A 13489-nucleotide genomic window follows, 5' to 3' on the forward strand; every position below is an offset into this window, starting at 1 on the left:
AGCCCTTCGCTTAAAGCGGCGGGCTTTACTTTGTGTTTCGTTTGGCCGACAGAACATAGGATAGAACGGCACAGAACTGAAAACCGAAAATGCTGACGGCCATCGGCCAGGCATTTTCTTCTCCGGCAATACCGACAAGGGGAGCGGCTGCCGCACCGCCGATAAAGGGCAGGAGTCCGAGAAGAGCCGCAGCGCTTCCCGCGCCTTTCTCCTGTTTCTGCATAGCCAAAGAAAATCCCGTCGTCGTGACGATCCCGACAGAAGAAACAATGATGAATAAAGAAATGCAGACTGCCGCCAGGCCTAAACCAAACGCAAGTGATAAAAGCAAAGCGATGCTCCCGATGACGGCAATCATCAGACCGGAGACAAACAGCTTCCGTTCATCATGTGTTTTGGCCATCCGTCCGGTGATTTGGGTGGCGCATATGATTCCCGCACCGTTTACGGCGAACAGCAGGCTGAACATTTGGGCCGATACGCCGTAGATGTTTTGCAGTACAAACGGCGACCCGGCAATATATGCGAACATGCCGGTCATCACAAATGCCTGGCTGAGCGCAAATCCCATAAACATCCGGTCGCCAAGCAGGCCGCGAAACGTCATCAGCGTCTCCCGGAGTCCGCCGCTTGTCCGCTTTTCCGGCGGGAGTGATTCAGGCAACGCCGTAAGCACGGCGGCAGAAATGATACAGCCGATTACCGCCAGCACGATAAATACGATTTTCCAGCCGGCGAACTGAAGGATAAATCCCCCTGTAATCGGCGCTAAAATCGGCGCCGCCCCATTGACGAGCATCAGTAATGAGAAAAAAGCCGTCAATTCTTTTCCGGAATACATATCGCGTGCGGAAGCCCGTGCGATGACGATTCCGGCCGCCCCGGTGAATCCTTGAATAAACCTCATGACAATTAAAAACGAAACAGAAGGGCTGAAGGCGCATAATAAAGAAGACAGCGTATAAAGCAGCAATGACAGAATCAGCGGCTTCCGGCGCCCGATCATATCACTGAGCGGCCCGACAACGATCTGCCCGACCGCCAGCCCCAAAAGACAAAACGTCAGGCTCAGCTGCGCAAGTGACGCTGTCGTATGAAGATCGGCCGCCACTTCAGGCAAAGCGGGCAGATACATATCGAGCGAAAGCGGCCCGAATGAAGCGAGCGTCCCGAGAATCAGTACCATGCCGAGGCCTGCGCGGGCGGCCTTTGAATCAGCGTTATTCATTTCATGACCCCCACCTTAACAAATGATTCTATCACTATAGCATAACCAGACGGTGTATTTTATATCATTTATTGAATATAAACTAAATATTTTATTTAAAATCTGAATGTAAATAAAAAATCAGAATTAGTTTTCATGTGAAATGTAAAATGAAATATAAGGATGCTAAACTATAAAACAACAAAAGGTAGAAAAGTTTTACGGAAGAGGTGTTCAAAGAGCATGAACAGCAAACAAACCGATCACATCGAAACGAAACGCCGATTTCCGGTCTGTCTCGCGCTTGCTTTGACATTAGGCGTATTTGCCGCGGGTTCTGAAGAGCTGGTGATTTCTCCGCTGCTTCCGGATTTAGCGCAGGCTTTCAGTTCGGATGTCAGTGTGCTGGCGCTTTCCATCAGTATTTACGGAGTGATGATTTTTATCGGGGCGCCGCTTCTCGTTCCGCTGGGAGATAAATATTCCCGGGAACTCAGTCTGCTGGCGGGACTGCTTATATTTACGGCCGGCACGGTGATCTGCGCGCTGGCGCACAATCTCTTTTTCTTCTTTCTGGGCAGGGCGCTTTCCGGGCTTGCGGCGGGTGCGTTTGTGCCGACAGCATATGCGGTGGTCGGCGACCGTGTGCCTTACGCGTACCGCGGCAAGGTGATGGGTCTGATCGTGTCAAGCTGGTCGCTCGCTTTGATTTTCGGTGTTCCGATCGGCTCTTTTATCGGCGGCGTTTTGAATTGGCGGTGGACGTTTTGGATTTTCGCCCTGATGTCTGTCCTCGTTGCTTCGCTCATTTTCATTGAGGCGCGCCGCAGCACGGCGGATGGGAATAAAACAGAAGAGGAAAACGGACGGCAGGCAGGCACTTTCCGGGATGCGCTGAAGGTGCCCCGTGTCCCTGTATACCTCACGATCACTTTTTGCAACATGATCGGTTTTTACGGCATGTATTCCTTTCTCGGTACATATCTTCACCGCGTGATGCCGGGTGGGAATACAGCTTCAGGGCTGCTGATCATGGTGTACGGAATCGGTTTTTCCATGAGCGTGTTCACCGGAAAAATCGCAGATAAGGCGGGAAAAATGCGCTCTTTGATCGCGGCATTGGCCGTGATCAGCATATGGCTTTCCTGTCTCGCCTATGCGCCGTCATCAATGCCGTTTTTGGTCATCGGGTTATTCGTCTGGGGATTGATGCAAAGCCTGACGGTGACCTTGCTCAGCACTATTTTAAGTGATTGCTCACAGAGCCGTCGGGGCAAAATCATGGCATTTTACAGTCTGGCGTCCAATTTGGCCGTCACCTTGGGTTCTGCTGTCATGGGTCCGGTCTATGTCGGATACGGATATGCAGCTGTCGGATTTATCTGTGCGGCCGTCACCCTCATCGGCTTTGTCCTCAGCGTTTTCGCATACAGAAGGTATGGAAAATATGAGCATAAGACCGACCAATCATTGTATCGGTAAAATAAAGTTTCTATAATTTTGTAAATGTTAATTTTTAACACCTTATATCATAAGGTGTTTTCTAATATATAGGAATAATTATCAATATTTTCAAATAATATTGACAGCTTGAACGTCTATGGATAATATTTACTTAAAATTTAACAGATTGGTTGGTGCTCATGATTATATTGGATAATAGCATTCAAACAAAAAGCAAGGCTTATTCAATATCTAAACTGATTACGATCAACACGCTCGGTCCTGAAGGGACAAGCAGTGAGTACGCAGCAAAAAACTTCATCACCAATTTCACCCTTCTCCAAGGGGTGAACAGCAAATTATCACTGCATGATACATTTGAATCGTGCATTGAAAAAACGCTTCAAAGTCCGCTGGAATACACAATTGTGCCTCACGCGTATGACGGCATTAAGCACTTCTACATGAGACCGGATCTGCAGCTTCTGCAAATTTTCAGGTGCGACACCCCGATGTACGGCCTGGCTGTCCGGCCCGGTTTTGAATATACGGATGACATGCTTGATAAGACTGTCATCGTATCCCACCCGTCTCCTATCAATTTGATTAAGTATTTTACCCGTAAAGATGTCACGTTTGATCTGGTGAACTCAACGAGCGCAGCCGCGAAAAGAGTGAAGGACGGTTTGTCCGACATCGCGCTGACAAATGAGCTGGCCAGACAAAAGTACGGCCTTCACTTTGTCAAAACATTTAAAAGCATTCCCATGAGCTGGTCATTATTCGGAAAAGGAGAGATTCATGATGAAAACTGAACAAGATTTGCAGGAACTTTATTTCCCGACGCCTAAATTAATAGAATGGGATAACGGAGTAAGACAATATTCGTCCGTCAGAGGCGATACGGAAGTTCTGCTTTCTTACGTTCCGCCGCATACAAACGTGGAACCGCATCAGCATAAGGAAGTCCAAATCGGCCTTGTCGTTTCCGGCGAGCTGTCCATGACTGTCGGAGATGTCACAAGAAAGATGACAGCGCTGGAATCAGCCTATATCGCGCCTCCTAACGTGCCTCACGGCGCAAGAAACGAGACGGATCAAGAAGTGATCGCCATTGATATTAAACGCCTGAAAGCCGGTGAAACCTATACAAGCCCTGAGGATTATTTTTTGAATATTTTTAAAACAAGAGACTTATTGCCTGGGATGGAAGTCACGTTCTTCGTGGAAGACTGGGTGGAAATCATGCTTGCCAACATTCCGGGAAACGGAGGAGAAATGCCGTTCCATAAACACCGCAATGAACAGATCGGCATCTGCATCGGCGGCGGCTATGATATGACCATTGAAGGCTGCAAAGTGGATATGACATTCGGCACAACTTATTTCTGCGATCCGAGAGAAGATCACGGCGCCATCAACAGATTTGAAAAAGATTCAAAATCAGTCAATATCTTTTTCCCTCCGCGCTATAACAGAGCAAAAGCGAAAAAATTAGAGGCGAAAGAGTCATGAACCTGACGGATAAAACCGTCCTCATCACAGGGGGCGCATCAGGCATCGGTTATGCCGCGGTTCAGGCGTTTCTGAATCAAGAGGCAAATGTGGTCGTCGCGGATATTGATGAGACGCAGGGAGAAGCGATGATCCGGAAAGAAAACAATGACAGGCTGCATTTTGTCCGGACGGATATTACAGATGAACCGGCATGTCAAAATGCCATCCGGTCAGCGGTTGATAAGTTCGGCGGATTGGATGTGTTAATCAATAACGCCGGCATCGAAATTGTCGCCCCGATTCATGAGATGGAGCTGAGCGATTGGGACAAAGTGCTCAACGTCAATTTGACGGGCATGTTTCTTATGAGCAAGCACGCGCTCAAGTATATGCTCAAAAGCGGCAAGGGCAATATCATTAACACGTGCTCCGTCGGAGGAGTCGTCGCATGGCCCGACATTCCCGCGTATAACGCCTCTAAAGGCGGCGTACTGCAGCTGACGCGTTCGATGGCCGTCGATTACGCCAAACACAACATCCGCGTCAATTGCGTGTGCCCGGGAATCATTGACACACCTTTGAATGAAAAGTCGTTCCTTGAAAACAACGAAGGCACGCTTGAAGAAATCAAAAAAGAAAAAGCGAAAGTCAATCCGCTGCTGAGACTCGGCAAGCCTGAAGAAATAGCGAACGTCATGCTGTTTCTCGCTTCGGATTTATCAAGCTATATGACCGGAAGCGCGATCACCGCAGACGGTGGATACACCGCACAATAGAGAAGGAGTGTTTACATATGGAGAGAAAAACAGTATTGGTTATCGCTGACCTTGGGGGATGCCCGCCGCATATGTTTTACAAAAGCGCAGCTGAAAAATACAACCTCGTCAGCTTTATTCCGAGACCTTTTGCAATTACAGCCTCTCATGCGGCATTAATTGAAAAATACTCGATTGCGGTCATTAAAGATAAAGACTATTTTAAGAGTCTGGCTGATTTTGAGCATCCCGATTCGATTTACTGGGCTCATGAAGATCATGACAAACCTGAGGAAGAAGTCGTCGAAGAAATCGTCAAGGTGGCTGACATGTTCGCGGTTGACGCCATTACGACCAACAATGAACTGTTTATCGCTCCGATGGCAAAAGCGTGTGAACGTCTCGGCCTGCGGGGAGCGGGCGTACAGGCCGCTGAAAATGCCAGAGATAAAAACAAAATGAGAGCCGCCTTCAACCGGGCCGGCGTCAAGTCTATCAAAAACAAACGGGTGACGACGCTGGAAGATTTCCGCGCCGCGCTTCAGGAAATCGGAACGCCGCTTATTCTGAAGCCTACATATCTGGCGAGCTCCATCGGCGTGACGCTCATCAAAGAGAGGGAAACGGCAGAAGCAGAATTTAACAGAGTCAATGAATACCTGAAGTCGATTAACGTACCGAAAGCGGTCACGTTTGAAGCGCCTTTTATCGCGGAAGAATTTTTGCAGGGCGAGTATGACGACTGGTACGAAACAAGCGGTTATTCCGACTATATCAGCATAGAAGGCATCATGGCCGACGGGGAATACTTCCCTGTCGCGATTCATGATAAAACACCGCAAATCGGATTCACGGAGACATCGCATATTACGCCGTCCATCCTGGATGATGACGCGAAGCGGAAAATCGTCGAAGCTGCCAAAAAGGCGAATGAAGGACTCGGCCTCGAAAACTGCGCGACACATACAGAAATAAAATTAATGAAAAACCGGGAAGCCGGATTGATTGAATCAGCGGCACGATTTGCGGGCTGGAACATGATTCCGAATATTAAAAAGGTCTTCGGCGTCGATATGGCGCAGCTGTTATTGGATGTTCTCTGTTTCGGAAAAGAAGCCGATCTGCCGAAAGGATTATTGGAGCAGGAGCCGTGCTATGTCGCCGACTGCCACTTGTATCCTCAGCATTTCAAAGAGAACGGCCAGCTGCCTGAGACGGCTGTCGATTTCGTCATTGAAAGCATTGACATTCCCGACGGCGTCTTAAAGGGAGATACCGAAATCGTTTCTTTCTCGGCGGCCGAGGCGGGTACGTCCGTGGATCTGCGGCTGTTCGAAGCGTTCAACAGCATTGCGGCGTTCGAGCTGAAAGGAAGCAATTCGGGTGACGTGGCCGAATCAATCAAACAAATTCAGCAGCAGGCGAAGCTGACTGCAAAGTATGCGTTACCGGTATGAAACAGCTGAAACCGAACTCTAAGTATTTGCTTTTCGGGCAGGCGCTTTCGTTTATGGGAGACTATTGCGTTCTCCCGGCCCTGCTCATTTTGTCTACATACTATCACGACTACTGGGTGACGTCCGGCGTCATCGCGGTCCGCAGTATTCCGATGGTGTTTCAGCCGTTTTTAGGCGTGCTCGTGGACAGGCTCGACAGGGTGAAAATCATGCTGTGGACGGATGTGATCAGAGGTGTCATCTTTTTGGGGCTGACATTTCTCCCGAAAGGCGAATATCCGCTGCTTTTTCTGGCGCTGCTGTTTATTTCTTACGGAAGCGGCGTGTTCTTTAACCCGGCACGTCTCGCGGTCATGTCGTCTTTAGAAGCGGATATTAAAAATATCAACACTTTGTTTGCAAAAGCCACGACGATTTCGATTATTGTCGGCGCTGCAGCCGGCGGACTTTTTCTGTTAGGCGGTTCTGTGGAGCTTGCCGTCGCGTTTAACGGGGTGACCTATCTTGTCTCCGCGTTTTTCATCAGCCGCATTAAGCTTCAATACGTGCCGATTCAGTCAGAAAACGTAAGAGAAGCTTTTCAGTCGTTTAAAGAAGGCCTGAAGGAAATCAAAACAAATGCTTTTGTGTTAAACGCCATGTTCACGATGATTACGATGGCGCTTTTGTGGGGTGTCGTCTACAGCTATTTCCCGATTGTCAGCCGCTTTTTAGGCGACGGGGAAATCGGCAATTTCATCCTGACGTTCTGTATCGGCTTCGGCGGCTTTATCGGCGCCGCTCTTGTCAGCAAATGGGGCTTTAACAACAATAAAGGGCTGATGTATTTTACAGTGTTATCGATCGTCTCGCTTGCGCTGTTTTTGTTTACCCCGATTTTCGCCGTGTCAGTCATTGCCGCCATTCTTTTCTTTATCGCAATGGAATACGGTGAGGTGCTGGCGAAGGTCAAAGTTCAGGAGAACGCGGCGAACCAGATTCAGGGCCGGATCTTTTCGGTGGCGGAGGCGTCCATCGGATTGTGCATCGCCGTCGGTTCCATGCTGATCAACATTGTAGACGCGGCAGTCATCATGGCATTTATCGTCCTTTTGGTCAGCGGGCTGTTTCTGCATACAAAACTGGTCAATAAATCCTTTTCAGAACGGAATAACGAATCAGAGCAAATTCATTTATAAGGAGCCTTTCAGATGGAAATCATACCGTCCGACGTCATCAAGACACTTCCGAAACAGGAATTTTCGCTCGTTTTTCAAAAGGTAAAAGAGATGGAGAAAACGGGAGCCCAGATCATTAATCTCGGGCAGGGGAATCCCGATCTCCCCACTCCGCCGCATATCGTTGAAACATTGCGGGAGGCTGCGCTGAATCCTTCGTATCACGGATACGGCCCGTTCAGAGGCTATCCGTTTCTGAAAGAAGCCATCGCGGAATTTTATGAGAGAGAGTACGGGGTATCGGTCAATCCGGAGACAGAAATCGCGCTGTTCGGCGGAGGGAAAGCTGGTTTGTACGTTTTGACGCAATGCCTGCTGAACCCCGGCGATATCGCCTTAGTCCCGAACCCCGGCTACCCTGAGTATTTATCGGGAATCACAATGGCCAGAGCGGAGCTGCATGAGATGCCGCTTCATCCGGAAAACGGCTATCTGCCGGATTTTGAGCGGATTGATCCCGCCGTCCTGAAAAAAGCGAAGCTGATGTTTTTGAATTACCCGAATAACCCGACGGGCGCGACTGCGGATCAGGCGTTTTATGAAAAAGCGGCTGCGTTTGCAAAAAAACATGACATCCATCTTATTCACGATTTTGCATACGGCGCGTTCGAATTTGATCAGAACCCGGCCAGCTTTCTTCAGGCGAAGGAAGCAAAAACGGTCGGCGCGGAGCTATATTCATTTTCGAAAACCTTCAATATGGCAGGCTGGAGAATGGCATTTGCCGTGGGGAATGAGAAAATTATTCAGGCGGTCAATGAGTTTCAGGATCACGTCTTCGTCGGCATGTTCGGCGGCCTTCAGCAGGCGGCAGCGGCGGCGCTGTCAGGAAATCCTGAGCATACGGAGCGTCTGAAGCGCACATATAAAGAACGGATTGATTTTTTCACGGCGTTATGTGAAAAGGAATTAGGCTGGAGCATTGAAAAACCGAAAGGGACTTTTTATGTCTGGGCTGAAATTCCGAATGAATTCGAGTCTTCACACCAGTTTTCGGACTATCTGCTGGAGCATGCCCATGTTGTCGTGACGCCCGGCGAGATTTTCGGCAGCGGCGGAAAGCGTTATGTCAGAATATCAATGGTGGCAAAACAGGGCGATTTAAGGGAAGTCGTGCTGCGGATTCAAAAGCTAGGTTTGTCCTTTCCTTCATTACAAGAAACATCCCGCTGAGAGCGGGATGTTTTTATTATATGCTTTTCATGCTGCCGCCGTCGGCTGACACTTGCTGTCCGGTAATATAGGAGGCTTCTTCAGAGGCAAGAAAGGCAGCCAGCGCCGCGGTTTCTTCCGCAGTTCCGACACGCTTCATCGGGACGCCTGAGGCAATCCGTTCCTCCGCTTCCGCTTTAGAAATGCCGTTTTGCTTCATGACATTCTTCACGAATTGGTGATAACGGTCTGTGGCGATAAATCCGGGATTCAGACAGTTGACAGTAATGTGAAAAGGCGCAAGCTGAATGGCGATGTTTTTGCTGGCATTAATTAAAGCGGCGTTCATCATGCTGTTGGTAAACATATTGGCGCCGGGTTCTTTCCATAGGTTTCCGACGATATTAATGATTCTGCCGAATTCGTGCTGTTTCATGATCGCTGCGGCCGTTTTCATAGAGTCGATATAGGCGATCGTTTTATTCGTAAAGGTATTTGTCATATCCTCTATATCGCAGTTTTCAAAGGTATCCGGCGAGCCGCCCGGAATGTTGTTGATCAATACATCAAGCCGTCCGCATTGTGATCTGATTTCTTCAAAAATGCCGGCTCTCGCCTTCTGGTCCGACATATCGCCGGCCAGAACGGTGACGCCCGCATCCGGATGTTTGGCGAGGATCTCTTCATTTACCGATTCGATATTTTCGGGAACTCGTGAATTAATGACGGTATGAAAGCCATTGTCAGCCAGTTTCAGAGCGATCGCTCTGCCGATCCCCTGACTGGCTCCCATAATAAATGCGGTTCGTTTTGACAACTGTCTGCACCCCTTTACCAAAATGGAATCTCCTTTACATCGTAAAAAAAAATGATAAAAATAGCAAATTTTATTTAAATTCTGACAAAGAAAAAATAATAAGCGAACTTAACCTTAGTTGAAATAAAAGTTTCATTAATCAGCATAGCATCAATTTTGAAATAATTTATTAAATGTTAAAAAATACCCTTTTATTAAAAGAGTCCTTACGTTAGCATATAAAATATTCAAAAAACAAACCGGGAAAGAGAATAAAGAATTAAAAAGGAGGTTAGTTTTAATGAAAAAAAAGGAGCGCATAATTATTGTAATATCAATCCTCATAATATTTTGTTCATTGATAGCAGTTGCATCAAATATCTATCAAAAAAATGATAATTTATATGCTGGACAGGCTACTACAAATGAAGTGAGAAATGCAATAAAAGATCAAAATCACGTATTTGTATACTATTATCAAATAAATTGTCTTCATTGTAAAAGGGTTTCACCATATCTTATTCCGATGGGAGAGAAAATGAACGGAAAATTCCTTATATTAAACATCGAAGGTGATCAAAAATCTTGGGAAAGTTATAAGATAAATCAAACACCGACATTAGTCGTTTATAAAAATGGAAGGGAAACTAATAGAATTGAAGGGGAACAGACTAAGAATAAATATAAAAACTTTTTTAATTCGGAAAGTTGAGCATGTATCCATAGCAATCATATCAATAATAATGCTGTATTCTGGTTTTATGAAATTATTTGACGTATATAGTTTTATATTTTCACTACAATATTATCAATACATACCCGAGTCAATGTATCTAATAGTAGGGTTTGCAGTCCCCATTATTGAAATAGTGATTGCGTTTTTGATCTGGGTGAAACGATTTCGATATTTTTTCGTAATATTTTATAAACTGTTAATCACAATATTTCTTATTCTGTTAATGGCTAATTTCGGTAGATATTTTCCGTATGGTTGTGGTTGTTTTGGTAATGGAAACGCAGAAACTATTGGTTATTCAACGATTTTCAGAGAGGTTTTGTTTTTAATTCCAAGTTCTTTGTACTTAATCTTAAGGAAATATTGAATATATAAATATTTTCGGTTAACCGCAATTTTTTTATATTATGATTACAAAAAAAGGAAAGGGAGAGATCATATGATTAAAAAATTTGGGATGCAAAGCACTACCTACTGTTGACTTTATCAATTTTATTGGCAATTTCGTGTATATTACCTAATTTTGCATCAGCGGATTATGAGCCAGGAGATGAAAAATTAAGTAGAGCATCCAGATCTGAAACATTAAAAATTGATGACTGGATTAAAGATTGGGGAAAAAAAGATGAAAAACTGGCGTTGATGAAGAAGTACAGCAAAAACATAGAGTTTGATAACAACAAAAGACATATGATGAAAGTTGAGAATTATGGAACTAAAACGCTTTATTATGCTTATTATCCTTTAAAAGGAGAAAACGTCGAAAAAGATAGCAATTTTATCGTTATACTAGATGAAAATGGTAAAATTATAGAGGACTACTCTTTAGTTGGTGTAAGGGAGAAATCAGGGAAAGTTGCTTCAAAGGTGATTAAAAATAAAAAACTCATTTATAATGCTGAAATTAATAAATCTGGAGAAGTTGAATCAGGTTTTGTTATTAAAGACAATGGTGAAAAAGTTGATTTAACAAAAAGCATGTCTTCTCAGGGGTTTAAGCAATGGTGGAACTGCTTTAATTCTTGTTTATCGGGACAAGGAGTTGCTTCGTGGGCAATCGCTGCATTAGCCACACTATGTGGTGTTGCTTGTGCTAGCACTGCTGGTGCTGGTTGCTATGCTTGTCTGTTGGCAGCTGATGTTGCAACTGGTTCTGTAATAGGAGTTTGTTATGGACGATGTAAAAGTAAATTTTAAATTTATAAAATTAGCAGGGCAATCCCCTGCTAATTTTTTATAAAGATCAAGTAAATATTGGGCTCAGTCAATCGTTTTTAAATTATAAATATAAGGAGCCTAATGTATGGTAGTGTGGTTCCAAAGATTTTGTTTTAAAGGGGTTTTCAAAGGTGAACAATATAACGAAAACAGAGAGTGAAATCTTTGATCTAATAGCTAAAGAAAAATCCAATATAGAAATAGCTGAACAATTAGGTTATTCTCAAAGAGCTATTGAATATCATATAGCAAAAATACGTAAAAAGTTAAATGTACGTTCTCGAGTTGGAATAATAGTAAAAGCTTTCAAAAAAGAATTAATTTAACTAACTTTCAGTATTAATTGTTAGTATTTCTTATTTAGAATGAGGATCGATATAAATGCTGTACTTATAACTAACGAGGAAAATAAGAGTAAAATCTGTTCTTTGTCTAGGTTGATTAAATTAAAATAAAATATTGTCAAGAAAATGAAAAGATAAATTAAGGTCAGCATAAAAGTATAGGCTAAGCTCTTCTGTATTATAAACTTTCCTCGTTCATCTCTTTTTAATGGTAATGATGGGAAGGTAGCCCATAGAACAAAGCTTATTATTGAAAGAGTTAAGATGGGAAAAGTTATTGAAGGTAATTTTGTTTGCGTAAATATTGATAGTGCTATAAAAGCTCCTGAGACGATAATGAAAAAAACAAAAGATATTAAAAAAAAGTTCTTCTTCATTTTTATTCCTCCTCTAACAAAAATATATTCTCTACACTTTCCTTGAAAATCTTTGCTATTTTCAAAGCTAAGGGCAGAGAGGGATTATATTTCCCATTCTCAATTGAAATGATGGTTTGTCTGGACACTTTTAATTTCAAGGCTAGCGTTTCCTGTGAATAAGAATGCCTCTGTCTAATTTCTTTTAACCGATTTTTCACTCATATTTCACCTCATTTCGATACAACAATTGCTCGGTGAGTAAAGTGTACTTTACGTAAAGTAAACTTTACATCAAGTTCAATATTTTGTCAATAGTTTTTTGGAAAAAGCCTGATTTTTAAAATCAGGCTTTAACAACTTATTACACATGCAAAAACTTCGGAAGCGTGTCGAGAGACAAGCGGTTTCCGACAAAAAATGAACCGAATTCGCCGTAGCGCGCGCTGACTTCATCAAAGCGCATTTCATAAACAAGCTTTTTGAACTGAAGCACATCATCGCTGAAGAGCGTGACGCCCCATTCGTAATCGTCAAAACCGACAGATCCCGTGATAATCTGTTTGACTTTGCCGGCATAGCTCCGTCCGATCAAGCCGTGGCTTCTCATCAGGTTTCTGCGTTCATCCATAGAAAGCATGTACCAGTTGTCATTGCCGCTTCTTCTTTTATCCATCGGATAGAAGCAGACGTATTTCGCTTCGGGCAGCTCAGGATACAGGCGGGCGCGGACATGCGGATTTTCATACGGATCGCCTTCTCCGCTTGCCAGGTAGTTGCTCAGCTCAACCACGGACACGTAAGAATAAGCCGGGATTGTAAATTCAGCAAGCTTTGATTTGTTAAATTCAAGCTCGATTTCGTTCAGCTCTTCCATTGTCGGGCGAAGAATCATCAGCATGAAATCAGCTTTCTGTCCGACGATGCTGTAGATCGTTTGCGAGCCTTTTCCTTCTTTTTCGGCGACACCCCATTTTTCAAGCAGTCCCGTAAATTCGTGAATAATCGACAGGCGCTCATCGCTGGATAACATCTTCCATGACGTCCAGTCCATTGTGCGGAAATCGTGAAGCGCGTACCAGCCGTCAAGCGTTTGGGCGGCTTCGTTCGTTTTTTGCTGCTCACTCATGTATCTTCACTCCTATATCTTTTCATTACATTGATGCCTTCACTATATCACAGTTTAACCGTTTCGGCTGTGGAGAAACCTTGAATAATCCGAAGCCTTGTGTCAGAAACTAAGCCGTGAAACAAACCGTCAATTAAATTAGTTAGAAAAATAAGATTTCTTTTTGAAAGCGCTATAATAGA

The 13489-nt window shown here is 44.5% G+C and carries 15 protein-coding genes; 11 read left to right on the forward strand and 4 right to left on the reverse strand.

Annotated features, from left to right (window positions below):
- Positions 1-25: 25 nt before the first annotated feature.
- The gene (locus ACWJJX_RS06560) at positions 26-1228 is read right to left on the reverse strand and encodes a multidrug effflux MFS transporter (protein ID WP_014306037.1); all 1203 of its coding nucleotides are present in this window, start codon (positions 1226-1228) and stop codon (positions 26-28) included.
- A 222-nt stretch (positions 1229-1450) separates the two neighbouring features.
- On the opposite strand from ACWJJX_RS06560, the gene ACWJJX_RS06565 reads away from it, so the two are divergent.
- The 7 genes from ACWJJX_RS06565 (at position 1451) to ACWJJX_RS06595 (ending at position 8749) form a co-directional block, all read left to right on the forward strand.
- A complete protein-coding gene (locus tag ACWJJX_RS06565; RefSeq protein WP_070082539.1) occupies positions 1451-2689 on the forward strand; it encodes an MFS transporter in 1239 nt (412 codons plus the stop codon).
- A 161-nt stretch (positions 2690-2850) separates the two neighbouring features.
- A complete protein-coding gene (locus tag ACWJJX_RS06570) occupies positions 2851-3465 on the forward strand; it encodes a bacilysin biosynthesis protein BacA (protein WP_003150997.1) in 615 nt (204 codons plus the stop codon).
- Positions 3455-4165: a cupin domain-containing protein gene (locus ACWJJX_RS06575; protein WP_326374894.1), complete on the forward strand. Its 711-nt coding sequence runs from the start codon at positions 3455-3457 to the stop codon at positions 4163-4165. The genes ACWJJX_RS06570 and ACWJJX_RS06575 overlap by 11 nt, the downstream gene beginning before the upstream one ends.
- A complete protein-coding gene (gene bacC, locus ACWJJX_RS06580) occupies positions 4162-4923 on the forward strand; it encodes a dihydroanticapsin 7-dehydrogenase (protein WP_128974137.1) in 762 nt (253 codons plus the stop codon). Before ACWJJX_RS06575 ends, bacC begins: the two co-directional genes overlap by 4 nt.
- Before the next feature lie 17 nt (positions 4924-4940).
- A complete protein-coding gene (locus ACWJJX_RS06585) occupies positions 4941-6359 on the forward strand; it encodes an ATP-grasp domain-containing protein (protein WP_025649395.1) in 1419 nt (472 codons plus the stop codon).
- Positions 6356-7537, forward strand: a complete 1182-nt coding sequence (locus ACWJJX_RS06590) for an MFS transporter (protein WP_017418686.1) — start codon at positions 6356-6358, stop codon at positions 7535-7537. Before ACWJJX_RS06585 ends, ACWJJX_RS06590 begins: the two co-directional genes overlap by 4 nt.
- 12 nt (positions 7538-7549) lie before the next feature.
- Positions 7550-8749, forward strand: a complete 1200-nt coding sequence (locus ACWJJX_RS06595; RefSeq protein WP_173612945.1) for a pyridoxal phosphate-dependent aminotransferase — start codon at positions 7550-7552, stop codon at positions 8747-8749.
- Between the two features lie 16 nt (positions 8750-8765).
- On the opposite strand, the gene ACWJJX_RS06600 is transcribed toward ACWJJX_RS06595, so the two are convergent.
- Positions 8766-9545 (reverse strand): SDR family oxidoreductase, encoded by a 780-nt coding sequence (locus tag ACWJJX_RS06600; RefSeq protein ID WP_173612946.1) that lies wholly within the window; start codon positions 9543-9545, stop codon positions 8766-8768.
- Positions 9546-9825: 280 nt separating this feature from the next.
- Between ACWJJX_RS06600 and ACWJJX_RS06605 the strand changes: the two genes are divergently transcribed.
- The 4 genes from ACWJJX_RS06605 to ACWJJX_RS06620 all read left to right on the forward strand — a co-directional run bounded on the left by ACWJJX_RS06605 (position 9826) and on the right by ACWJJX_RS06620 (position 11804).
- Positions 9826-10236 (forward strand): thioredoxin family protein, encoded by a 411-nt coding sequence (locus tag ACWJJX_RS06605; protein WP_326374893.1) that lies wholly within the window; start codon positions 9826-9828, stop codon positions 10234-10236.
- The gene (locus ACWJJX_RS06610; RefSeq protein ID WP_142385906.1) at positions 10160-10627 is read left to right on the forward strand and encodes a MauE/DoxX family redox-associated membrane protein; all 468 of its coding nucleotides are present in this window, start codon (positions 10160-10162) and stop codon (positions 10625-10627) included. Before ACWJJX_RS06605 ends, ACWJJX_RS06610 begins: the two co-directional genes overlap by 77 nt.
- A gap of 110 nt (positions 10628-10737) precedes the next feature.
- Positions 10738-11457 carry a hypothetical protein gene (locus ACWJJX_RS06615; protein WP_326374892.1) on the forward strand — a complete coding sequence of 240 codons (720 nt, stop codon included), beginning with the start codon at positions 10738-10740 and terminating at the stop codon, positions 11455-11457.
- 152 nt (positions 11458-11609) lie between these two features.
- On the forward strand, positions 11610-11804 hold the full coding sequence (locus ACWJJX_RS06620) for a response regulator transcription factor (protein WP_326374891.1): 195 nt from the start codon (positions 11610-11612) through the stop codon (positions 11802-11804).
- Positions 11805-12201: 397 nt separating this feature from the next.
- On the opposite strand, the gene ACWJJX_RS06625 is transcribed toward ACWJJX_RS06620, so the two are convergent.
- Together ACWJJX_RS06625 and hemQ are read right to left on the reverse strand one after the other, a co-directional pair.
- The gene (locus tag ACWJJX_RS06625; RefSeq protein ID WP_017418693.1) at positions 12202-12399 is read right to left on the reverse strand and encodes a helix-turn-helix transcriptional regulator; all 198 of its coding nucleotides are present in this window, start codon (positions 12397-12399) and stop codon (positions 12202-12204) included.
- 143 nt (positions 12400-12542) lie between these two features.
- Positions 12543-13307: a hydrogen peroxide-dependent heme synthase gene (gene hemQ, locus ACWJJX_RS06630; protein ID WP_017418694.1), complete on the reverse strand. Its 765-nt coding sequence runs from the start codon at positions 13305-13307 to the stop codon at positions 12543-12545.
- Between the last annotated feature and the right edge of the window lie 182 nt (positions 13308-13489).

Source organism: Bacillus sp. YH3-2-B2 (assembly GCF_053663335.1).

What these genes read in the sequence shown, in the direction of transcription:
- ACWJJX_RS06560 (WP_014306037.1), bottom strand. Translation starts at nt 1,228, where the DNA reads ATGAATAACGCTGATTCAAAGGCCGCCCGCGCAGGCCTCGGCATGGTA.
- ACWJJX_RS06565 (WP_070082539.1), top strand. Translation starts at nt 1,451, where the DNA reads ATGAACAGCAAACAAACCGATCACATCGAAACGAAACGCCGATTTCCG.
- ACWJJX_RS06570 (WP_003150997.1), top strand. Translation starts at nt 2,851, where the DNA reads ATGATTATATTGGATAATAGCATTCAAACAAAAAGCAAGGCTTATTCA.
- ACWJJX_RS06575 (WP_326374894.1), top strand. Translation starts at nt 3,455, where the DNA reads ATGAAAACTGAACAAGATTTGCAGGAACTTTATTTCCCGACGCCTAAA.
- bacC (WP_128974137.1), top strand. Translation starts at nt 4,162, where the DNA reads ATGAACCTGACGGATAAAACCGTCCTCATCACAGGGGGCGCATCAGGC.
- ACWJJX_RS06585 (WP_025649395.1), top strand. Translation starts at nt 4,941, where the DNA reads ATGGAGAGAAAAACAGTATTGGTTATCGCTGACCTTGGGGGATGCCCG.
- ACWJJX_RS06590 (WP_017418686.1), top strand. Translation starts at nt 6,356, where the DNA reads ATGAAACAGCTGAAACCGAACTCTAAGTATTTGCTTTTCGGGCAGGCG.
- ACWJJX_RS06595 (WP_173612945.1), top strand. Translation starts at nt 7,550, where the DNA reads ATGGAAATCATACCGTCCGACGTCATCAAGACACTTCCGAAACAGGAA.
- ACWJJX_RS06605 (WP_326374893.1), top strand. Translation starts at nt 9,826, where the DNA reads ATGAAAAAAAAGGAGCGCATAATTATTGTAATATCAATCCTCATAATA.
- ACWJJX_RS06610 (WP_142385906.1), top strand. Translation starts at nt 10,160, where the DNA reads ATGGAAGGGAAACTAATAGAATTGAAGGGGAACAGACTAAGAATAAAT.
- hemQ (WP_017418694.1), bottom strand. Translation starts at nt 13,307, where the DNA reads ATGAGTGAGCAGCAAAAAACGAACGAAGCCGCCCAAACGCTTGACGGC.